Here is a 21641-nt window from a genome sequence, read left to right as displayed (position 1 = left end):
GGGGTTCAAGGACTGGCCTCCGGTGCGCGTCCCGGTGGTGCGCGATGACGTCCTCGGGATAGACACCGCGGCATACCCCATCGTGGTGTCCACCGACGCCAGCCAGCCCTCTGGGCGGCCGGCCTAGGCGGCGTCCCGGCACACGGCCGTGCTGTCGCGCACCACGAGCTGGGTGTCGAGCCTGCCGCCATCGGCCAGGCCCAGCACCGTCCGAGCCGCGAGCCGGCCCATCTCGCGCAGCGGCTGCCGCACCGTGGTCAGGGGCGGCGCCGCCCAGCGGGCACTCGGCAGGTCGTCGAAACCGACGACGCTGAGCCGATCAGGAATGGACACGTGGCGCAGCCGGGCCGCTTCGTAGACGCCGAGCGCCATCAGGTCACTGGTCGCGAAGATCGCCGTCGGCGGGTGGCGCCGGTCCAGCAGCCTGCCGCCGGCCACCACTCCGGACGGGAAGTCGAAGTCGCCCTGCTCGACCAGGTCGCGATGGAGCGGAACGCCGGCTTCCTCGTGCGCGGCGACGAACCCGTCCAGCCGGGCGCGGCTGCACACCAGTTCGCCGAGGCCGGTGACCAGGCCGATCCGGCGGTGCCCGAGGCCGAGCAGGTGCGCGGTCGCGGCTCGCGCCCCGTCGAAGTTCGCGGCGTCAACCCGGGGCAGGTCCGCTGTCCGCCGAACCGGGTCGAGGGCCACGATCGGAACGTTGAGCCTGGTCAGAGCGGCGGGCAGGGGCCCGGAGGCGGTCATCGTCGCGAGGATCGCTCCGTCGGTGCGGCCGGCGCGGAGCCGCTGGAGGAGCTGTCGCCGGGCGGTCTCGCCACGTTCCAGAGACGACACGACGAGTCGCACACCCGCCTCGTGGACGGCGGCCTCGATGCCGCGCAGATGCTCGCCCTCCCACGCGCAGTCGATCTCCGAGAAGATCACGTCGATCACCCCGGCGGCCTCCTGCCGCCAGGCACGGCGGCCTCGGTACCCCTGCTGGCGCAGCAGTTCCTCGACCCGCTGCCGGGTGCTGTCGGAGACGTCCGCGCGCCCGTTCCACACTTTCGACACGGTCGCCAGGGAGACCCCGGCGGCGTGTGCGACTTCAGCCATGGTCGCCCGGTCACCACTGTCGGGGCTCACCGCTCCCACACCCCTTTCCCCGTACGCCCGGAGCCGTCCCGCGACCCGGTGGCCGTTTCCGGGCCCGCGGGCCCGGCCGGCGGGGACGGCCGCCGGACTGGGCACGGGCTGCGGCTAACCGGCGGGGCAGGCTGTCTTCAGCTCGGCGATGGCGCTGTTGAGGGCCTTCTCGCTGGGCTTCTTGCCCGGTTTCTTCTGCCAGGCCGCATCGAGCGCGGTCATTTCGTCGCCAACCTTACCCGCCGCGTCCCTGATCCTGGGGTCCGTGACGCCGCGCGAGTGGGCGGACAGGTCGGCGGAACCGGCCAGATATGCGGCGCCGACCCCGACGTGCCCCGCCGACTTTCTCCGGCTCGCCGCAACCGGTGAGAGCCATCGTCGCGATGGCCGGCAAAGCAGAAACACTGAAAGCAGTACGACGCACATCAATCCTTCGGTCCACCTCGCTGAGCGTCGCAAGGTAGCAGATCATCGATGCCCGCCCACGACGTTTCAGCCGGTCACGGCGGGAGGGACAGCACCGCCCGGCGGGACGGCGCCACCCGGCGGGACGGCGGCGAGGACCTTGGCGAGGGCGCCGGCGATCGTACGCGACTCACCCGCCGTCATCCGGTCGGTGAAATGCCGCCGAATCCCGTCCAGATAGATCGGCGCCGCGGCCCGGAAGCGTTCCCGCCCGGCGTCGGTGAGGGTCGCGTAGGCGGACCGCCGGTCGTCCGGGTTGCTCTCCCGGGTCACCAGCCCGGCCGCGGCGAGGGCGTCGACGACCCGGCTGACCCGAGTCCGGCTGACCACCGCCTTCTGGCCGAGTTCACCCATGCTGAGCCGGCAATCCGGCGCGTAGTTGAGTTCCAGCAATACGTCGTACCAGGTCAGCGGTAGCGCACAGGCGGCCTGGAGTTCCCGGTCGAGGACGGGGACCAGCGCCGCGTGCACCCGCAGCAGGGTGGCCCAGGCGGCCACGTCGGTGTCGCTCATCACCTGATCCTAGCGAATTCTTGTGCGTGCGCACGCACCAGAGTAGAAATGTGCGTGCGCACGCATTCAAATTCCAGGAGGATCACCGTGACGCTTCTGCACATCTCCGCCTCGCCTCGTGGCCCGCTCTCCGAGTCACTGGCCGTCGCCACCACGTTTGTCGACACCGTCCGCGAGGTGAACCCGGCCTTGCCGATCGACGAGTGGGACCTGTGGGACGGCACCCTCCCCGCCTTCGGCCCTGACGCGGTCGCCGCGAAGATGGCCGTCTTCGCGGGCTCGCAGCCGGAGGGTGACGCCGCCCGCGCCTGGGACGCCGCGGTCGCCACGTTCCGCCGCTTCGACGCCGCCGACACCTACCTGTTCAGCGTGCCGATGTGGAACGCCGGCGTGCCCTACATCCTCAAGCAGTTCATCGACGTGATCAGCCAGCCGGGCCTCGCCTTCGGCTTCGACCCGCGGCACGGCTACTCGGGGTTGCTGCGCGGCAAGCGCGCCGCCGTCGTCTACACCAGTGCGGTGTACGGGCCGGAGCGCGGCCCCGCGTTCGGCGCCGATTTCCAGGCCCCCTATCTCGAGGACTGGCTCCGCTGGACCGGCGTGACCGACATCAGCCCGGTCCATTTCCGCCCCAACCTCGTCACCGAGGACGCGGAGACCGCCCGCCGCGAGGCCCACGCCCGCGCCCGCGACGTCGCCAAGCTCCTGACCGCGGCGCCCTGACCCGGCACTGAAGAAGGACCGGCTGAAGACGATCAAGGGGCGGCCGAGCGCCGTCACTCGTACGGGCGCGTCCGGGACTCCACCGGCCTTGGCGCGCCCGCAGCGGCGGTCCGTAACACCCCAGACCGGACCGGCGCGACCGGCCCGGCCAGGTGTAGCAATCGACGGCGTGGGTACAGACACCGGCCTGAGCGGCGGGTTCGCCGAGACGCTGCAGGCCGCTCAGAGACGCCCACATCCAGTTGCACGTGCGGATCCCTGGCACGTGTTCGATCGTAAATACGGTGACTCTGCGTGCTGATCACGATCGGCATCCTCGCCATTGTGCTGCTGACCGTCGCGACCGGCTATTTCGTGGCCCAGGAGTTCGCCTATGTGGCGGTCGACCGCGAGCGGCTGCGGGTGCTGGCCGACGAGGGCGACGCGGCCGCACGCCGGGCCCTCGACGTCACCCAGAAACTGTCGTTCGTGCTGTCCGGCTCCCAGGTCGGCATCACCGTGACCGCGCTGCTGGCCGGTTACGTCGCCGAGCCGTTCCTGGGCCGGGGCACCGCGCAGCTGCTCGGGGCGACCGGCCTGCCGGAGGGTGTGACCACCTCGATCTCGATGGTGGTGGCGCTGCTGTTCGCGACGGTGGTGCAGATGGTTCTCGGCGAGCTGGCCCCGAAGAACCTGGCGATCGCCCGCCCCGAGGCGGTGGCGCGGGCGCTGTCGCGGTCCACGGTGATCTATCTGACCGTGGTGGGGCCGGTGATCCGGGTGTTCGACGCCACCGCGAACCGGCTGCTGCGCACGGTCGGTATCGAGCCGGTGGAGGAGCTGCCGCAGGGCGCGACCCCTGAGGACCTGGACCGGATCATCGAGACGTCGAGCGCGCACGGCGCCCTGGACGCGCGGGCGGCCCGCCTGCTGGACCACGGGCTGGACTTCCGGAGCCGCACGGCCGCCGAGGTGATGCGCCCGCGGGTGGACGTGACGTCGATCGGTGCGGCCGAGCCGGCGTCCCGGGTGGTCGACCTGCTGGACACCGGGCATTCCCGGTTCCCGGTGATCGGGGACGGATACGACGATGTGATCGGACTGGTCTCCATCAACGATGTGATCACCGTGGAGCCGTCGGCGCGCGCCACCACCCCGGTCAGTGCCCTGGCGACCACCCCGGTGGTGCTGCCCGAGTCCTGCACGCTGCCGCAGGTGCTGGACCGGCTCAAGGCGGCGCACCGGCAGATGGCGGTGGTGGTCGACGAGTTCGGCGGGTTCGCCGGGATCATCACCCTGGAGGATGTGGCCGAGGAACTGGTCGGTGAGATCCGCGACGAGGACGACCTGCCGGAGCCGGTGATCGAGCGCGGCGGCGACGGCACGTGGCTGGTGCCGGGCCGGTCCCGGATCGACGAGGTCGCCGAGGCGACCGGGGTGCGGCTGCCCGAGGACGAGTTGTACGACACGGTGTCGGGCCTGGTGATGGCTCGGCTGGGCCGGCTGCCGGCCGCGCGGGAGAGCATCGACCTGGCCCTGCGGCCGCTGCTGGACGACGACGGAGAACCCCTGCCGCAGGGGGTCGCGCGGCTGACCGTGCTGGAGGTTCGGCGGCGCGTGCCGGAACGGATCGCCCTGACCGTGAAGGACGAGGCATGAGCACCATCCCCGCCCTGCTGGTCTCGCTGGTGCTGCTGGCGCTCAACGGGTTCTTCGTGGCTGCCGAGTTCGCGCTGGTCGCGGCGAAACGGCACCGGCTGGAGACGGCCGCCACGGAGGGGTCCCGTGGCGCTCGGGCCGCGCTGGCCGGCACCCGGCGGCTGTCGTTGATGCTGGCCGGCGCGCAGCTCGGCATCACTCTGTGCACGCTCGGGCTGGGCGCTCTGGCCAAGCCGACGGTCGCGCGCCTGCTGAAGCCGGTGTTCACCACGACCGGGCTGCCGGAGGACGCCGCGTACGTGGTGGCGTTCGTACTGTCCGTCGCCCTGGTGGGGTTCCTGCACGTGGTGGTCGGTGAGATGGCCCCGAAGTCGTGGGCGATCAGTCACCCGGAGAAGTCGGCGACGCTGCTGGCGATCCCGTTCGTCGGGTTCACCACGGTGCTGCGCCCGGTGCTGATGGCGCTGAACGGGCTGGCCAACGCCAGCCTGCGCCTGGTCAAGGTGACGCCCCAGGACGAGCTGGCCCAAGTGCACAGCGCCGAGCAACTGCGGATGCTGCTGGAGACGTCGAAGGAGCACGGGACGCTCCCGGACGCGGAGCACGAACTGCTGACCGCGATGCTCGCGGTGGAGTCCACGACGGTCCGCGACGTGATGACCCCGACCGCACGGATCGTCGCGGTGCCCTCCGACGCCGCGCCGCGTGACGTGGAGTTGCGCAGCATCGAGTCGGGGCGGTCCCGGTTGGCGGTCACGGACACCGAGGGGACGATCGCGGGGATCGTGCACGTGCGGGAGGCGGCCAAGGCGGTCGACGCCGGCTCGGACGCCACCGCCGGAGGGTTGATGGCCACACCGCTGCGGCTGCCGGCGGCGACCAGTGGGCTGGACGCGATCGCGGCCATGCGGCAGCGGCGCAACCAGGTCGCGCTGGTCACCGAGGCGGGCGCGGTGGTCGGCCTGGTCGCGCTGGAGGACCTGCTGGAGCAGGTGATCGGCCAGTTCGACGACGAGACCGACCCGGTGATCGACGCGGCCCGCCGGGCCGGCCGCAAATCCCGGTCAGGCGCGTAGCCACCGCCCGTCCGGGGTCCGCACCTCGAAACCGCCGGCGAGCCGGACGTCGGGGCAGCCGTCCACCACCGCGTGCCACCCGGCCCGCGGGTCGTGGATGGCGTGCTGGCGGCAGTGCTCCTCGTCGACGTAACCCCAGGCCATCAGCACGGTGCGGCCCTGATAGGAGTACCGGCCGACGGAGGCGATGCGATCACCGTCGGGACGTCGGTAGAAGTCGGCGCGCAGACCGGGCACGGCGACGCCCTCGAACTCCGCGTCGGGCATCGATCGATGCGGAACATATGTGGCCAAATCAGGAAGAGACACACTCCATGGTCGCTGGTGGGTGGTGATCAGTTCCCGTCATCACCCGTTCCGGTGATCACGAATCCCGGCGACCACGGATCTTCGAGCGCAGCGCCCGCCGTGCCAGCGGCCCCAGCTCGTCGACCACCTCGACCAGCACCGCGAGCTGGTCGAGCGCGGCCATCGCCCGCTCGGCGCCGACCGGGTCGACGCCCTCGTAGAGTTCCAGCCCGACGAACGCCGCCGACACCGCCCGGGCCAGCCCGGGAAGGTCGGCGACCTCGGCCACCGGCGAGGACTCCATCAGCCGGCGCAGCACCGCCTCGATCTCCTCGGTCCACAGCTCCAGAGCCGCCGCGGTCGGCGCGGCCAGGCGGTCGCCGCTCTGCGCGGCCGCGAGCAGTTGCGCGAGCACCGACACGTTGCCCTGTTCCCGTTCGGAGGCGTGCAGCTCGCGGCCGACCTGGAGCAGTTCGCGCAGCGAACCGACGGCGGCGAACCGGTCCGCGTAGGCGGCCACCCGCCGTCGGGTCGTCGCCATGCAGGCCGCGCCGAGCAGCTCGTCGACGGACCCGTAGTGGTAGAAGACCAGCGCCTGATTGACCCCGGCCGCGGCCGCGATGGTCCGTGCCGAGACGCCGGTGACACCGTGCTCCCGCAACGCGGCGAGGGCTCCGTCGAGCAGGCGCTGCTTGGTGTCGCTCATGGGCGGTCATTCTGCCGGAGCGCGGCAGGCGAGGAGCGCCCCGGCCCGCGCGATCGCTCAGGTTCTAGAGTGGGGCATGCGCATCCGGGGGGACGCGGCCCTGGCGGTCGGAGTGCTCGCCCTCAACGCCGTCACCGCCGGGCTCGACACCGGCGGCGCCGACCGGCCGATGATGCCACTCGGCTGGGCGCTGCTCGTGCTCTCGTCGGCGGCCCTGCTCGGGCGGCAGCGGTTCCCGCTCACCGTCCTGGCGATCACCAGCGCCACCACGGTGGCCTACTACCCCGCCGGCTTCCCCGACACGGCGATCGTTCTGAACCTGGCCGTCGCCCTCTACACGGTCGGCCGCAGGCGTGGCCCGGCCTGGTCGGCCGGGGCCACCGCAATCCTGCTCGTGCTCGTCGCCGCCACCAGCGGTGAGCCGTGGCCGACCGTGATCGGCGTCGCCCCCGTCCTGGCGCTGCCGGTGGTGCTCGGCGAGTTCGCCCGCGGCCGGGCCCGGCAGACCACACAGGCCGAGGAGCGGGCCGCGCTGGCCGAGTCGTCCCGGGCCCTCGCCGAGGCGTCGCGTGAGAGCGAGGCCCTGCGGCGGGCCGCCGAGGAACGGCTGCGCATCGCCCGGGAGATGCACGACGCTCTCGGCCACCAGCTGTCGCTGATCAGCGTGCAGGCGGCGGCCGCCCTGCACACCCGCGAACCGGACAGCGCGTTCGAGGCGCTGCGGGCGATCCGCACCGCCAGCAAGGACGCGCTGCGGGAGATGCGTGAGGTGCTGGGTGTGCTCCGCGAGCCCGTCCAGCCGGATCTGTCCGCGCTGCCCGAGCTGTTCGGCCGCACGTCGGCGGCCGGGCTGACGGTCCGGCCCACGGTCGACGTGCCGCCGCCGGCAATTCCGGCCGAGGTGCAGCGGGCCGCCTACCGGATCGTGCAGGAGGCGCTCACCAACGCGGTCCGGCACGGGGCCGCGACCCGTGCCGACGTCGGCATCCGGCGGTGCGGCGACCGGGTCCTCGTCACCGTCGAGAACGACGGCGACGAGGTGCCGGCGCCCGTACCCGGCAGCGGTCTGCGCGGGATGGCCGAACGCGCCGCCTCGGTCGGCGGCACCCTTCAGGCCGGGCCGCGGCCGGGCGGCGGATTCCGCGTCCATGCCGGTCTGCCACTGGCCGTCACCACCGACGAGAACGGGACCCGATGATCACCCTCGCCCTGGCCGACGATCAGGCGCTGGTACGCGCGGGCTTCCGCGCCATCCTGTCCGGCGAACCGGACATGACCGTCGCCGGCGAGGCCGCCGACGGCGAGCAGGCGGTCCGGCTGGCCCGCGAGGTCAGACCAGACGTGCTGCTGATGGACATCCGCATGCCGGTCGCCGATGGGCTGGCCGCCACCCGGGAGATCTGCGGCGACACGACCCTCGGCGACGTCAAGGTGGTCATCCTGACGACGTTCGAGTCCGACGAGTACGTCTACGGCGCCATCCGGGCCGGGGCCAGCGGTTTCCTGCTCAAGGACATCGAACCGGCCGAGCTGATCCACGCCGTACGGGTGGTGGCCCGCGGTGACGCGCTGCTCGCCCCGTCGGTGACCCGCCGCCTGATCGCCGAGATGGCCGCCCGCCTCAAACCGCCGCCCGCCCCCGAGCTGGCGGCCCTGACCGCCCGCGAGACCGAGATCCTGGACCTGGTCGCGGCCGGCCTGTCCAACGAGGAGATCGCCGCCCGGCTGGTGATCAGCTATGCGACCACGAAGACTCATGTCAGCCGGATCCTCGCGAAACTGGGCCTGCGGGACCGCGCGCAGCTGGTCGTCTGGGCCTACGAGTCCGGCCGCGCCCTGCCCGGCTGGCTGCCCTGACTACATCCCGGGATGTAGACGCCATGCCCCGGAATACATCTCGGGAATCATTTCCGGTTGAGGGAAACAACGGATTACGGTGCACTGTGAAGAACCGTCACGATGGTATTCGTGAAACGCAGAAGTCTTCTTTCTCTGGCCGCCCTGTCCATTGTCGCCGGCTGCTCCAGCACCCTCGAAAAGCAGCCCGACCCGAATTTCAGCAACCGGCTGCGCATTCCTCCGCCGGCCGAACCGGTGATCGACGCGGACGGCGCGAAACGGTTCTCCCTCGATCTGCGGGCCGGCCGGTCGGAATTTCTTCCCGGGCGGATCACCGAGAACACGTGGGGTGTCAACGGCGCCTATCTGGGGCCGACGGTCCGGGCCTCTCGCGGCGACAAGGTCCGGATGGCCGTCACCAACAGTCTTCCGGAGACGACCACCCTGCACTGGCACGGCATGCGGCTGCCCGCCCGGATGGACGGCGGCCCGCACCAGATGATCGAACCGGGCGCCACCTGGACCCCGGAGTGGACCGTCGATCAGCCCGCCGCCACCTCCTGGTTCCACCCGCACCTGCATGAGAAGACCGCGATGCACGTCTACCGGGGCCTGGCCGGCCTTTTCCTCATCGACGACCCGGACGGCCCGCCGCTGCCGGACGAGTACGGCGTCGACGACCTGCCGTTGATCGTCCAGGACAAGGAGATCGACGATGCCGGCGAACTGGAGACCAGCGGAGTCGACCGGGGCACGTTCGGGCTGCTGGGACCGACGATCCTGGTCAACGGCACCTATGACCCGTTCGTCGACGTCACCACCGAGGCGGTGCGGTTCCGGCTGCTCAACGCGTCGAACGCCCGCGTCTACCGGATCGGGTTCGCCGACGGCCGCGCCTTCGAGGTCATCGGTGGCGACGCGGGGCTGCTGGAGCGCCCGGTCCGGGTGGACCGGGTCAAGATCAGCCCCGGGGAGCGGGTGGAGATCGTGGTCCGCTTCTCCCCCGGCGAGACCGTCGTCATGGACAGCCGCGGCGAGCCCCGCAAGACCGCCAACGACATCGAGGAGGACGACTTCCAGCTGCTGAAGATCGTGGCTGCGGCCGCGCTCAAGGCCTCACCCGGGCTGCCCGCCACGCTCAGCGGACCCGGGCCGGAGACACCGCCGGCCGGGGCCCGGGTCCGGCGGTTCTCGCTCTCCGGGTCGGAGATCAACGGTCACGACATGGACATGACCCGGATCGACGAGGTCGTTCCGGCGGGCGCCACCGAGATCTGGGAGATCGACAACACGACGTACGCCCACAACTTCCACATCCACGAGGTCGCGTTCCGGATCCTGGAGATCAACGGCGCCCCGCCGCCCGCCTACCAGGCCGGGCCCAAGGACACCGTCTTCCTCCCCAAGGAGGCGAAGGCCCGCCTGCTCGTCCGGTTCGGCGGCTTCGTCGACCCGCTGACGCCGTACATGTACCACTGCCACCTGCTACGGCACGAGGACAAGGGCATGATGGGCCAGTTCGTGATCGTCGAACCCGGCACCGAGAACCTGGTCCCCCGCACCATCCGGGCCGGGCATCATCACGGCTGAACCGCCGCGACGCGCGGTGCTCCTACCAGCCGTACCACCGTGGTGTTCTCAAGCGAGGAGGCGGGCGGCGACCGCCTCGCCCATCCGGATGGCGCCGTCGACGTGCTGGAAGCCGAGGCCTGCGATGTCGCTGCTGGCGAAGGCCAGCGGGCCGACGTCGGCGCGCAGGTGGCGGCCGTAACGGGTGAGCGAGCCGATGTCGAAGCTGGTGCCGAAGGCGCCGACGGTCCACTCGTCGGCCACCCACGGGCTCTCGTAGTAGTGCACCGGGTGCCGGGCCTGCTCGCCGTAGTAGCCGGCGAGCGACTCCAAAACCTGCTCGCGGCGCGCCTCCGGGGAGAGGGCCAGGATGCGGTCGGCCTTGACGTCGGAGACGAACCCGACGAGCGTGCCGCGGGTCTCGCCCTCGACGTCCTCGTTGGTGTTGTCGTAGGCCTCATGGACCAGCGCGTACGGGCTGAACGCCGTCCCGGACAGGCCGAGGTCGCGCCAGAACGGGGTGTCGTAGGTGATGTGCAGCTTGATCACCAGGCCGAACGAGATGTGCTGACGCATCTGCGCCTGCACCGGCGGCAGCGCCGGGACGTACTGCACCCGGCTGACCAGGGTCGGCGGCACGGCCATCACGACGTTGCGGCCACGGTAACTGCCCTGGTCGGTGTGGACCGTGCCGCCTTCGGAGGACCACTCGACCTTCGTGACCGCTTCGCCGAGCCGAACCGTGCCCTCGGGCAGACGGCCGGCGAGGCTGATCGGCACCCGCTGGAGCCCGCCGACGACCCGGCGGTCCAGGATGAAGTCGGCGTCGACGAGATGGCTGAACCCGCCGGCGCTGGCCGCCATCAACACCGCCGACAGGGCGGAGAACGAGTGCGCGGGCTTCGTGAGCATGGCCGGGCCGATGTAGAGGCCGATGTTGTCGCGGGCCTCGGCGTCGTCGGTCTGCTCGGCGAGCCAGGCGGCGAACGAGATCCGGTCCAGGGCCTCGGCGTCCGGATGGTTCCACGGTTCCAGCGGGTCCATCTGGGCGGCGAGACCGTCGAGCTCCTTGGTGAGGCGCTCCATCTCGGCGGTGGTGGCCGCGGAGACCGGGAAGTGCTCGCCGGAGAAGGTGCGGCGCACCCCGTCGGCGCCGATGTACACCGAGTCACCGGCCCGGTAGCGGGGGTACATCTCCAGGCCCAGGTCGTCGATCAGGGCCAGCAGGGCGGTCTGGTCCGGGGAGACCCACTGGCCGCCGACCTCGAGGCGGACACCCTCGACGTCCTCGGTCAGCAGGCGGCCACCGACCCGGTCACGGGCCTCGATGACCATCACCGTGCGGCCCGCCGCGTGCAGGCGGGTGGCAGCGGTCAGCCCGGTGACGCCGGCGCCGACCACCACCACGTCGAAGTCGGTCACGAAAGTCCTCCAGGTATAGCGGGTTCCTGCTGGGTGATGCAGTGGATGCCGCCACCACGGGCGAAGATCGCCCGGGCGTCGACGCCGATCACCCGGCGGCCGGGGTAGGCGGCGGCCAGGACGTCCAGCGCTGCGGCGTCGCGGGGATCGTCGAACGTGCAGGCGACGACACCGGCGTTGCACACTAGGTGATTGACGTACGAGTGATCAACTGGCCCGCGCTCGTCCACCAGTCCCTCCGGCCCGGGCAGGTCGACGACCGTCCAGTTCGCGGGCAGGGCGTCCCTGATCTGCGCCGTGACCGCGTGATCCGGGTGCCGGGGATCCGGCTGGACGTGCAACAGCACGGTCTCCGGGGCGGTCAGCGTCGCGACGATGTCGACGTGGCCGCGGGTGCCGAACTCGCCGTAGTCGCGGGTCAGGCCGCGCGGCAGCCACACCACCTCGCGGACGCCGAGGGTGCGGCGCAGCTCACCCTCCACCCGCGCTCTGGTCCAGCCCGGATTGCGGCCCGGGTCGAGCTGCACCGTCTCGGTGACCAGCACGGCGCCGTGGCCGTCGACGTGGATGCCGCCGCCCTCGTTGACCATCTCGGAGCCGATGACGGTCGCGCCGGCCCACTCGGCGACCTGCCGGGCGATCCTCGCGTCCTTCTCCCAGGTGGCCCAGCTCTGGCCGCCCCAGCCGTTGAACACCCAGTCGACGGCGCCGAGACCGGCCGGGCCGACGACGAAGGTCGGGCCGATGTCGCGCATCCAGGCGTCGTCGAGGGGCGCCGCGAAGTATTCGACGGCGCCGCCCAGCCAGTCGCGGGCGTCCTTGACCGCGGCCGGGTCGACGACCATGCGGACCGGCTCGAACTCGGCGACCGTGAGAGCGACCGCGGCCCAGGCCTCGCGGGCGTCGTCGCCGTCGGCGTATCCGGACGACGGCCACGCCATCCAGGTGCAGGTGTGCGGTGCGGTCTCCGCGGGCATCCGCCACGTCATGCCAGGCCACCGTAGGTGTCGGGGCGGCGGGTGCGCAGGAACGGGAACAGGGTCAGCCAGTCCCCGCGCTGGTCGAGGTCGAGGTCGGCGACGAGCACGGCCTCGGCGTCGCGGGGCGCCTGGGCGAGCACCCGCCCGTACGGGTCGGCGATGAACGACGAACCGTAGAAGCTGATCAGCCCTTCGTCACCGGTGCGGTTCGGGACCACCATGAAGAGGCCGTTCGCGATCGCGTTCCCGATGATCACCTGCTGCCACAGCGGCTGGGTGTCGAAATCGGGGTGGTCGGGCTCCGAGCCGATCGCCGTCGGATAGACGAGGATGTCGGCGCCACCGAGCGCGTACAGACGGGCGACCTCGGGGAACCATTGGTCCCAGCAGGTCGGCAGCCCGAACCGCGCCTCCAGGGCCTCGTGCACCGGGTAGGCGCCGTCGGCCGGGCCCGGCCGGAAGTACTTGTCCTCGACGTAACCCTCAGTGACCGGAATGTGTGTCTTGCGCGTCTTCGCGATGACGGCGCCGGCCGGGTCGACCAGCACCGCGGTGTTGTAGCCGAGACCGTCGCCCAGGTCGGTCCGCTCGTAGAGCGAGGCGTGCACCAGGATGCCGTGCCGCTTCGCCGCCTCGGCCGCGAACGCCACGGTCGGGCCGGTCTCGATGTCCTCGGCGGCTTCGGCCGGCCGGCCGGCGGGGGCCTCGAATGCCGGGTACCTCGACAGCGTCAGCTCCGGCAGGAAGACGGCCCGTGCGCCGGCTCCGGCCGCCCGCGCGATCCCGTCGAAGAGCACTTCGCGCAGCTCAGCGGCGTCCTCCCGCCAGCGGTGCTGGACCAGGCCCACGCGCAGCGGCGGACGGGCCGGCTCCTCGACACGAGCGGGCGAGTCATAGGCCGCGGACCGGATCAGTTCCATGGTCATCCTCGAAGGCTCGCCGGCGCCGCACTTTAACGAACGGCATTCGTTTTACTATGGTGGTCCTCCTCACCCGAACGCAAGGGGGTTCGCCGGTGGCCCGACCCGCCACACCGAAACTGTCGGTCGAGAAGATCGCCGGGGCCGCGCTCGCCATCGTCGACAGCAAGGGCGATTTCACTCTCGGTGAGGTCGCGGCGGCGCTGTCGGTGCGCCCGTCCTCGATCTACAACCACGTCACCGGGCGGACCGAGATCATCGAGGCGATGCGCGCCCTGATCTTCACCGAGGACCCCGCCGCGGCGCTGCCGCACGACTGGGACGACGCGCTGCGAGCCCTGCTACGCCGCTATCGCGACGCGTTCGCGCGCCATCCCCGCCTGATCCCGATGCTCACCGCGCACACCGTCTCCTCCCCCGACGTCGTGCACATGTACGACGACATCGCCACGGTCCTGCACTCCGCCGGCATCCCGACCGCTCAGCTCCTCGACGTGATCACGGTGCTGGACAGCTTCGTCATCGGCTCGGCCCTGGACATCGCCGCACCCGACCAGGTGTGGGACCCGACCCACGCCCGGACGCCGGTCCTCGTCGCCGCGATCGAGGCCGCGGGTCAGGGGCGGGAACGTGCGGACCGGGCGTTCGAGCTCGGCCTCGGCCTGATCCTCGGCGCCCTGGCCACCCTTCCGGCCCGCACTTCCTGACAGGGCCGGTGGGCTCCTCACCCGGCCCCGCAGGCGGACATTTCCATGTCGCCCGCTTCTGACGGCCGGAGACGGGCGCCTGCGAGCGGCGCCTCAGGACTCGGAACGCAGACCTGCCGAACGCAACGCGTTCTGACATGCCCTCAGGTCCCGGTCGGAGTAGGCGAGAAAGAGAACGGTGGCGATCCGCGTGGTTGGTGCCGCACGGAGATAGTTCCGGGCGGCGTGGATGAGAATCGCCGCTGTCCGGAAGACGTCACCACCGGCGCCACCGGTGCCCAGCAGCGGGAACAGCACGGTGATCGGCTCGTCGCCCGGCATCTCCACGTGTTCGGCAGCGGACAAGGCGTTGGTCACACACCTGCCGATCTCGCGCATCGGGTGAAAGCCGGAGCCCGGCTCGCCGTGCACCGCCGCGACGTGAATGACGTACCGCACACCGTTGCGCCGCCGCAATTCCCCGGCGTCGGTCACCAGCACCGAACCCGGTTCAACAGGGCGATGACCCAAGACCTTGGCCGCCAGTTCGTCGGCGATCACGTCCTCGGCGACCCGGCCGCGCCCGTCGTGCCGAGCCCCCTCGTAACGGACGATGGCCGAGATGGAGAACTCGTGTACGCGAGCCATCTCCATCTCGGTGTTCTCGGAGTTGACCCAGACGTTGGCGCAGCGAACCTGCCGAATGTCGCCGGTGATGACGCCGACCCGGCGGACCGTCCCGTCTCCACTGCGTACGACATAGCATGTGGTGTCCTGAACGGTGAGTACCTGTGCGCGCGCCTTCCCGTGCCGATCGGCGAAGGAGTCGACGGAATGCTGCTCCCGTGCGAACCGTTCCCAGAGCTGGGTGAGCTTCTTGTACTCGCGCTCCCACTCTTTGAGGTCGCCGGAGATGTCCAGCTCGACGCCATTGGCGGCCGCGTGGGCCACACATTTTCGGACGAAGGCCTCGACGAACCTCCAGCCGGGAGGCTTGGCGATCTTTCCAGCCAGGGTCGCGTAGATGTGGGCGCGGCGCAGAGGGAACGACCTGTCCGCGTCGAGTGACTCCACGGTCGGGCCGCCCGCCGTCTTCCTCAGGTCCCGCAGCATTCCGCAGAAATCACGCAGAGCACTGCCCGGGTCACTGTCCGAGACGCCAAGAGTCATCCGGCCTCCCTATCGTCCGCTGCCGGACAACACCGGACCCACTGTATGCGGGCGCAGGGACATGCCGTGTCCGCAATCAGTCTGTTGGACTTGTCTGCTCTCGCCTGTGCACCGAATCTCATTACGGGCTCGCGACTGATCAGCGGCTCAGCGGTTTCGTGCCAACCACACCCCTTCGGCTTCCCGCCGGTCAAGTCGGAACGGCGCGCGTCCGTCAGGGCGTGAGTGAAGGGGATGAGCCGCCTCGGGCACACCACCGGTCGGCTGAAGGAGAACATGTGACCACCGCTCTTGCTCCTCCGCGCCAGCAACTGACGAATGCGGAACCGATACCCCGGCGGAGCGTGAACCAGACGCTGTGCGCGGCGACGCACGTGACGGAGGGTTTCGCGGACTACACCGCACACATCTTCGACGGTGGCCCGCGCGGGGGCGCGCCGTACATCACCGAGGATCCGGTGGCGCTGCTGCGCCACGCCGTCACCGCCAAACGGTCGCGCTCCTACCGAGACGTCGTGTGCGCGCTCGTCGCTGTGGCGATATTCGCCACCGTGGTGGGCCGGCTCGCCGATCCCCTCGGCCACCCGCCGGCAGTCGTCACGGTTGTTGCGCTCATCGCGGGGTGGCGGTTGCGGCAGCGGATCCGGCACGCGCTGCGGACATGGTGCGCCTGGGCGTGGCGGAGCAAATGGGATCGCCGCCAGCCGGGCCCGCTCCGATGGGTAGCGGGTGTCGCCTGCGCTGCTCTGCTCGCCGCCGTCGTCCTGCTGCGCCAACCGGTGCTCTGGCACTGTGTCGCGGTCGTGCTGGCCGGACTCGCCGTCGGCTGGGTGGTCGTCGTCGCCGAGTCCGTGCTGGCGCACCGGCGAGCGGCAGCGATTCTCGCCGAGGGCGCCCCCGACCCACGGCGCCTGGCCCGGCCGGCCGGCAAGGACCAGGAGCGGCGAGCCGCCGGCCTGATCGGGGCCAACGTCATCGCCTACGCGGAGTCGCGGGCCTCTGCCCCGTTCGTCGGCAACGGGTTCATCGTCCGGCCCTGGAAGATGGACATCGACATCCATCGCCGGGCACCGGACGCGGACGACCGGAATGCGGGAGCGTTCGAGATCTTCGACGTCATCGCCTTCCACGAGTGGCTCGATAGTCACTTTCAGCTCGAGACCGCCGTCGAGAGCACGGCGTCACGGCGGCTGACCGCGGGACACCGGCTCTACGTGGACGGCAGGAAGCTCGGCTGGCGGTCCCCCTTGCTTCGCGACGGCCGTCCGGTGAGCACCGTGGACTGGGACCACCTGGCCGCGGAGTTGCGGCACGGGGAACGGGCCGACGACCAACGGGTCTATTTCTACCTGCAGGAAGTCTGCCGGGATGGTGCGATCGGGATCTGCACGCTGGTCCGCCCGCTGGTTCAGGGTGGCAGCCTCTCGATCGAGTTCGTTCCGCTGGTCCTCCCACCGGTGCACCCCGACGTGGAGGCGCTGATCGCAGAGCTTCCGGCCAGCACGCGCGACCATTTCGGTCGCGCCGTCAGGACGTGGACCCCCCACTTGGCCTCAACCGTGTTCGGTGCGCCCGGACGGTGCGCCAAGCGGCTCCTCGGATGGATGGCGAAGCTGTCCGGCCGGGCCCGGTGGCGGCTCGCCGCCCGATACGGCTGGCACTACGACCTCGGCGCTGTGATGTCCGTCCGGGAAGGGGTGTGCTGGCGGGAACCGGACGAGTTCGATCACTTCGTGATCCAGGACCTGATCCGCATCAACGATCACCTGAGGGACCGGCTCGTCACGTCGATCAAGGCGTATCTGCGCGACCGCGGCATCGACACCGGCCAGCTCGATGCGGACGTGCGGATCACGCAGATCCAGAACTGGAACGTCGGCAACGTGCGGGCCGACATGGTCGGTTTCGGAAACAACAACACTTTCGGCAGCCCGGGCAGGGACGCCGGCGGCGAGGAGTAGACGATGGGCAACCAGAACTTCTGGATCGGTGCCGCCTCCGCGGGGAAGCTCGCCATCGGCAACCACAACGACCTACGGGGACCCGTGTCCTCCGCCGGGTACGAGAGCGTGCCGTCCGGGTCCGCCCCGGAGCCGGTGTTCGGCATCGTCACCGCCCTCCCCGAAGAGTTCGCGGCCGTCCGCGTCCTCCTCGACGATGCGGGACAGCCGTGGACGATCGCCGGGGACCGGGCCCTCTACCTCCTGGGCACCATGCCCAGCCGCGACGAGGGCCGCCCGCACCAGGTGGTGCTCACTCTGCTCGGCGAAACCGGTAACGGCGCCGCTGCGGAAGCGTGCGCCAACCTGATCCGGAGCTTCCCCAGCGTGGACAACGTCATCATGTGCGGGATCGCGTGCGGCGTGCCGAGCCCCGGGCGTCCCGAACGCCACGTACGCCTGGGCGACATCGTGGTCGCGACATGGGGAATCGCCGACTACGACCACGTGGTGGAGACCGACGACGGCCGCCGGTCACGGCAGCCCTTTCCCGCACCGTCGCCCATGCTCGTACGGCTGGCGCGCTACCTGGCCGCGGTAGAGATCTCCGGCGAACGACCGTGGGAAAAGTGGATCACCGAAGGGCTGGCCGTCCTCACCGCCTATGCCCGGCCCGCCGACTCGACCGACCGCATCCACGCGCCTGACGACCCGGGCCGTGTGATTCCCCATCCGTCCCCCGCCCTCACCGGCCATCGCACCGGGTGGCCGAAGGTCCACCACGGTCTCATCGGTAGCGCCGACCGGTCGCTGCGCAGTGCGCGAGCCCGCGACGAACTGGCGGCGGACGAGCTGATCGCCTTCGAGATGGAAGGCAAGGGCATCGGCCGAGCCGGATTCGCCGGCGGACTGGAGTGGTTCGTGGTCCGCGGAGTCAGCGACTACGGTGACATGCACACGGGTCAGCGGTGGCGGGGCTACGCGTCCGTCGTCGCCGCCGCCTATGTCCGCGCGCTCATCGCCGAGTGCCCACCGTTGAGCCCCCGCGGTGGCCACCCGCACGCCAGCGGTGGCACACGGCCTGAACGAACGGGCGGACGATGAGCGGACACCCCACGTGCTCCCGGCCACGCCGCGGCCCGGTCGACCTCCGGGACAGGCGCTACGCCGCGGCGCCGGCCGACAGCAGCGGCGTGCCGTCCATGACCCGGCGACAGTCGTCACGTTCATCGGCGGTGCTCGCGAGCAGGTAGATCGTACGCAATCGGCTGTGCCGTCCGCCGGCGACATGGTCGAGCATCGCGCCGATCATCGTCTGTGCTGTCGGACCGGCGGCGGCACCGGCCGCACCCGCGCCCAGCAGCGGGAACAGGATGGTCGCCACCCCGTCCAGGCCCTCGGTCGCGAGCAGCGCGTTCGTCACGCATCCGCCGATGTCGGCGACCGGCCGATAGCCCTCCCCCGGCTCCCCGCGCACGGCCGCTACGTGCACGATGTGCCGTACCCCCCGGCCTGCCGCCAGACCGCCCGGGCCGGTGATGACGGCGGCCCCGGCGGGGACCGGCCGCCGGTCGGCGACCGCCCGCTCCAGGGCGTCGGCGACGACGTCCTCGACGACCCGGCCCGTGCCGTCGCGGAGAGCGCCCTCGAAGCGGATGATCGCGGAGATGGAGTTCTCCTCGAAGCGGGACATGCGCATCTCGGTGTTCTCCGAGTTCACCCACACGTCGGCGAACGTCACCCGGCGGATGTCACCGGTGACGAGGGTGATGCCGGTGCTCGCGCCGCGGATCCGGTAGGGGAACGTCTCGCTGTACGGCAGGATCGCCGACCGGTCGGCGGTGACGGGAGCGGCGGGCCGCGCCGTCGCGCCGTCGGCGATCCGCTCCCACGCGTCCAGCCATGGGCGCAGATGCTGGGGATGGACACCGAGCTCGCGCAGGATGCCCTCGTAGACGTCGGCCGGGCACAGCCGTACACCGCGCAGATAGGGGTCGAGGGTGCTGGGTGCCCGCTGGACGCGGGTGGCGAGATCACGCACCGAGAGCTGCACCTGGCCCTTCCGCGCCGCCCGCCGGCGCAGCCGGGTGAACGCGTCCGCCAGGTCCCGGAGCGTGTGTATCCCAGCCGGGTCCGGGACGGTTGCGCCGCCAGCCATGATGCCTCCCGGGTGAAGGGTCCCGCGTCCATTGTCATCGGCTCCCGCCACACGGACAGATGCGGACGACCGCGGACAGCCGGAATCGGCCGATCGGCCGCTCGCACGCCCGCATGCTCATCGCATCAGGAGCTTGCGGAGCAGGAGAGGCGGTCGTCATGCGACACCAGCGATGCACGCGCGACGAGAACGACAACCACGCGACGACGTGGACGGTGACGGCGATGTCCGTGCTGGATGCGGTCGTCCGCTGGCTGATCGTGCTTCTGGCCGACCACCTCGCAGGCTGACCATGCCAGGAAGACACCCTGGCGGCGGGGCAGGACGGGCGGGCCCCATCGGGTGACCGTGTTCGCCGCACCGCGGATGCGGTCCGCCGACTGTTCGGAGACCATGACGCCATGACGCCGATGACCTACGCCCACTGTCGCGCCGCGGCGCGAGCGGTCCGGGACGCCGAGTTCGGCCGGGAGGCCATCCGGGTCGCCCGGCCGCGCAGCGTTCTCGGCATCGTGCGCTCGCGCGGGCCGCTGAGCGTCATGCTTCGCGTAGCGGACGCCGAGGACCGCCTGGTGCGGCTCGGACCGGAGAGCTTCGCGCTGCTGGAACGCCCGCAGTTCATGCGCCTGCCCCCGTCGGCGCGCGGTGGGGCCGGTCTGCGGCTCCTCCGGCTGCTCGACCGGCGCTGGGACATGCTGGTGTTCGCGGGGCCGCCGGCGTTCGCACTCACGGTGGCGGCCACGCTGGCGCTCATATCGGTCGTGCGGGACACGCGGCCGTCGCTGGCGATCGTGTGGCTTGCCCTGTTCGCGACGGCCTACGTGGCGGTGTTCATGCTGGCCCAGGTGGTGACCGAATCGGCGTGGCTGCGGCGAACGCTCGGCGGCAAGGCCGCGGACGAGCTGGCGGCCGAGTCGCTTCCGGGCTTCAACTGGTCGATGCCACTGTGCCACCACGCCGGTACGGGCGACGGCGGCGGGCTGGTGCGGCTCGCGTCCAGCCGGATGGAGGATCTGGTGAAACGCCATGCCGCCGCCGAGGCGAGGGCCGGCGGTCTGGAGATCGCGGAGGGCCGGGTTCGGGAGGTGCTGGTCTGCCTGACCCGGGGCGTGAGCACCGCGGCGATGCGGCGCGTCGTGGCGGCGAGGATGCGCCTGCCGTACGGCCCGGATAGCCGGGTGGCGCTGCGCCGGCCTCTCGGACCGGTCACCGCTTACCGTGAGCCGGTGAAAGCCGGCGGCGGATTCTTCTTCATCTGGGTGGGCGGCGTCGCCGTCGTCGTGGCCATCCTCGCCTCGTTCGTCGCCTCGGTCGAGGGCCAGGCCTGCGGCGACTCGTGCGAAGGACGGCCCGCGACCTACCTCACCGCGCTGCAGTGGCTGGCCTGGCGGCTGGTGTGGCAGAGCGCCCCCGGCATCGGTTCCGCCACCGTGCAGACGCAGATCTTCGGCTGGCTGCTCAGCATCGTCGGGCTGATGACCATCGCCGTCGCATGGGTCTCCGCCAAACTGGCCGTCGACCGCCACAGGGAGATGCTCGCCGATTTCCGAGCCCTGGCCGCCGACCTGCCCAACACCCGGGTCCTCCTGCTGACCGTCACGGACGCCGAACGGGACGCGGTGCTGCGGGCCGCCCGTCCCGTCACCGGGCAGGAGCCGGTGCGATCGTTCGCCGGAAAGGTCGTCACCTACGATCTGGGCGCGATCGGGCCGACGACGCTGGGCCTCGCTCAATGCGCCCGGCAGGGCGCCGGCGGTCCCGGCGGGGCGCAGTCCACCGCCACCGAGGCCATCCGGCAGTGGAAGCCGCACCTCGTCATCATGGTGGGCATCTGCTACGGGCTCCGCGAGGACTGGACACCACCCCAGCAGCTCGCCGACGTCATCGTCGCCACCACGATCGAAGATCTCGACAGGCGGATCGAGCACGACGGCCACACCGAGCCCTTCGGTGACCGGGTGAGCACGAGGTCCGCGATCGTGAGCCGGCTCCAGGCGGCATCGACCGACTGGCGCACCGCCAAGGTCTGGTTCGGCCCACTCCTGTCGGCACAGACGCTGTACGACTCCCGGGAGCGCCGTGACCAGCTGAAGAAGGACCGCACCCGCGCCCTCGGCGGAGAAATGGAGGGGCACGGCCTCTACGCGGCCGCCGCCGACGCCGACGTCCCGTGGATCGTCGTCAAGTCGATCTCCGACTGGGGTGTGGACCGCGACAAGCACTACGAACCCGACGCGGCCGCCGCGAACGCCGCCGATTTCGTGGCGCACGCGGTCGCCCTCGGCGCCTTCGACGACATACCGAAGCGGCGGTAACACCGTAGGTGGTGACGCCGGGCCGGCCCGGGAACGCGGCCGGAGGCCGGGACTGCCAACGTGACGCGGGCCCGATGGCCGGACCACTGCCGGTCAAGGGTGAGCGCC

The 21641-nt window shown here is 71.2% G+C and carries 20 protein-coding genes; 11 read left to right on the top strand and 9 right to left on the bottom strand.

All coding sequences use genetic code 11. From position 1 onward, the window contains the following. Positions 1 to 123: 123 nt before the first annotated feature. Positions 124 to 1095, bottom strand: a complete 972-nt coding sequence (locus tag QLQ12_RS16875; protein WP_282760976.1) for a LacI family DNA-binding transcriptional regulator — start codon at positions 1093 to 1095, stop codon at positions 124 to 126. Between the two features lie 522 nt (positions 1096 to 1617). Next, positions 1618 to 2103: a MarR family winged helix-turn-helix transcriptional regulator gene (locus QLQ12_RS16870; RefSeq protein ID WP_282760975.1), complete on the bottom strand. Its 486-nt coding sequence runs from the start codon at positions 2101 to 2103 to the stop codon at positions 1618 to 1620. 87 nt (positions 2104 to 2190) lie between these two features. Between QLQ12_RS16870 and QLQ12_RS16865 the strand changes: the two genes are divergently transcribed. The 3 genes from QLQ12_RS16865 (at position 2191) to QLQ12_RS16855 (ending at position 5540) form a co-directional block, all read left to right on the top strand. Then, entirely contained in the window at positions 2191 to 2826 is a 636-nt protein-coding gene (locus tag QLQ12_RS16865) for an FMN-dependent NADH-azoreductase (protein WP_282760974.1), read from the top strand. A gap of 294 nt (positions 2827 to 3120) precedes the next feature. After that, positions 3121 to 4464: a hemolysin family protein gene (locus QLQ12_RS16860; RefSeq protein ID WP_282760972.1), complete on the top strand. Its 1344-nt coding sequence runs from the start codon at positions 3121 to 3123 to the stop codon at positions 4462 to 4464. Next, positions 4461 to 5540 (top strand): hemolysin family protein, encoded by a 1080-nt coding sequence (locus QLQ12_RS16855; RefSeq protein WP_282760970.1) that lies wholly within the window; start codon positions 4461 to 4463, stop codon positions 5538 to 5540. Before QLQ12_RS16860 ends, QLQ12_RS16855 begins: the two co-directional genes overlap by 4 nt. Here the strand turns inward: QLQ12_RS16855 and QLQ12_RS16850 are convergent. Together QLQ12_RS16850 and QLQ12_RS16845 are read right to left on the bottom strand one after the other, a co-directional pair. Beyond that, entirely contained in the window at positions 5529 to 5807 is a 279-nt protein-coding gene (locus tag QLQ12_RS16850) for a hypothetical protein (protein WP_282760968.1), read from the bottom strand. The two genes, QLQ12_RS16855 and QLQ12_RS16850, sit on opposite strands and share 12 nt — an antisense overlap. Before the next feature lie 97 nt (positions 5808 to 5904). Continuing rightward, entirely contained in the window at positions 5905 to 6534 is a 630-nt protein-coding gene (locus QLQ12_RS16845) for a TetR/AcrR family transcriptional regulator (RefSeq protein WP_282760966.1), read from the bottom strand. 76 nt (positions 6535 to 6610) lie between these two features. Here QLQ12_RS16845 and QLQ12_RS16840 point away from each other — a divergent pair, with 76 nt between their 5' ends. From QLQ12_RS16840 to QLQ12_RS16830, 3 genes are all read left to right on the top strand, one after another. Next, the gene (locus tag QLQ12_RS16840; RefSeq protein WP_282760964.1) at positions 6611 to 7732 is read left to right on the top strand and encodes a sensor histidine kinase; all 1122 of its coding nucleotides are present in this window, start codon (positions 6611 to 6613) and stop codon (positions 7730 to 7732) included. Further along, the gene (locus QLQ12_RS16835) at positions 7729 to 8391 is read left to right on the top strand and encodes a response regulator (RefSeq protein WP_282760962.1); all 663 of its coding nucleotides are present in this window, start codon (positions 7729 to 7731) and stop codon (positions 8389 to 8391) included. The genes QLQ12_RS16840 and QLQ12_RS16835 overlap by 4 nt, the downstream gene beginning before the upstream one ends. Before the next feature lie 111 nt (positions 8392 to 8502). Beyond that, on the top strand, positions 8503 to 9963 hold the full coding sequence (locus QLQ12_RS16830) for a multicopper oxidase family protein (RefSeq protein ID WP_282760960.1): 1461 nt from the start codon (positions 8503 to 8505) through the stop codon (positions 9961 to 9963). A gap of 48 nt (positions 9964 to 10011) precedes the next feature. Here QLQ12_RS16830 and QLQ12_RS16825 read toward each other — a convergent pair whose 3' ends face one another. The 3 genes from QLQ12_RS16825 to QLQ12_RS16815 are packed head-to-tail and all read right to left on the bottom strand — an operon-like array spanning position 10012 to position 13270. Next, positions 10012 to 11364, bottom strand: coding sequence for a flavin monoamine oxidase family protein (locus QLQ12_RS16825; protein WP_282760958.1), 1353 nt, complete (start codon positions 11362 to 11364; stop codon positions 10012 to 10014). Then, a complete protein-coding gene (locus QLQ12_RS16820) occupies positions 11361 to 12353 on the bottom strand; it encodes an agmatine deiminase family protein (protein WP_282760956.1) in 993 nt (330 codons plus the stop codon). The genes QLQ12_RS16825 and QLQ12_RS16820 overlap by 4 nt, the downstream gene beginning before the upstream one ends. Then, positions 12350 to 13270, bottom strand: coding sequence for a nitrilase-related carbon-nitrogen hydrolase (locus tag QLQ12_RS16815; protein WP_282760955.1), 921 nt, complete (start codon positions 13268 to 13270; stop codon positions 12350 to 12352). The genes QLQ12_RS16820 and QLQ12_RS16815 overlap by 4 nt, the downstream gene beginning before the upstream one ends. 89 nt (positions 13271 to 13359) lie before the next feature. On the opposite strand from QLQ12_RS16815, the gene QLQ12_RS16810 reads away from it, so the two are divergent. Next, positions 13360 to 13971, top strand: coding sequence for a TetR/AcrR family transcriptional regulator (locus tag QLQ12_RS16810; protein WP_282760953.1), 612 nt, complete (start codon positions 13360 to 13362; stop codon positions 13969 to 13971). 93 nt (positions 13972 to 14064) lie between these two features. On the opposite strand, the gene QLQ12_RS16805 is transcribed toward QLQ12_RS16810, so the two are convergent. Continuing rightward, on the bottom strand, positions 14065 to 15120 hold the full coding sequence (locus tag QLQ12_RS16805) for a macro domain-containing protein (RefSeq protein ID WP_282760951.1): 1056 nt from the start codon (positions 15118 to 15120) through the stop codon (positions 14065 to 14067). 344 nt (positions 15121 to 15464) lie between these two features. On the opposite strand from QLQ12_RS16805, the gene QLQ12_RS16800 reads away from it, so the two are divergent. After that, on the top strand, positions 15465 to 17081 hold the full coding sequence (locus QLQ12_RS16800) for a hypothetical protein (protein ID WP_282760950.1): 1617 nt from the start codon (positions 15465 to 15467) through the stop codon (positions 17079 to 17081). 3 nt (positions 17082 to 17084) lie between these two features. Then, positions 17085 to 18164: a 5'-methylthioadenosine/S-adenosylhomocysteine nucleosidase family protein gene (locus QLQ12_RS16795; RefSeq protein WP_282760948.1), complete on the top strand. Its 1080-nt coding sequence runs from the start codon at positions 17085 to 17087 to the stop codon at positions 18162 to 18164. Positions 18165 to 18222: 58 nt separating this feature from the next. On the opposite strand, the gene QLQ12_RS16790 is transcribed toward QLQ12_RS16795, so the two are convergent. After that, entirely contained in the window at positions 18223 to 19218 is a 996-nt protein-coding gene (locus QLQ12_RS16790) for a macro domain-containing protein (protein ID WP_282760946.1), read from the bottom strand. A gap of 158 nt (positions 19219 to 19376) precedes the next feature. On the opposite strand from QLQ12_RS16790, the gene QLQ12_RS16785 reads away from it, so the two are divergent. After that, entirely contained in the window at positions 19377 to 19508 is a 132-nt protein-coding gene (locus QLQ12_RS16785) for a hypothetical protein (RefSeq protein WP_282760945.1), read from the top strand. Between the two features lie 111 nt (positions 19509 to 19619). Then, positions 19620 to 21533 carry a 5'-methylthioadenosine/S-adenosylhomocysteine nucleosidase family protein gene (locus QLQ12_RS16780; protein ID WP_282760944.1) on the top strand — a complete coding sequence of 638 codons (1914 nt, stop codon included), beginning with the start codon at positions 19620 to 19622 and terminating at the stop codon, positions 21531 to 21533. Positions 21534 to 21641 lie beyond the last annotated feature (108 nt).

It is taken from the genome of Actinoplanes sandaracinus (assembly GCF_030009775.1).
GTDB lineage: Bacteria > Actinomycetota > Actinomycetes > Mycobacteriales > Micromonosporaceae > Actinoplanes > Actinoplanes sandaracinus.
Note: the sequence above shows the minus strand (reverse complement) of the source record. Positions and strands in the feature narration are given on the sequence as shown.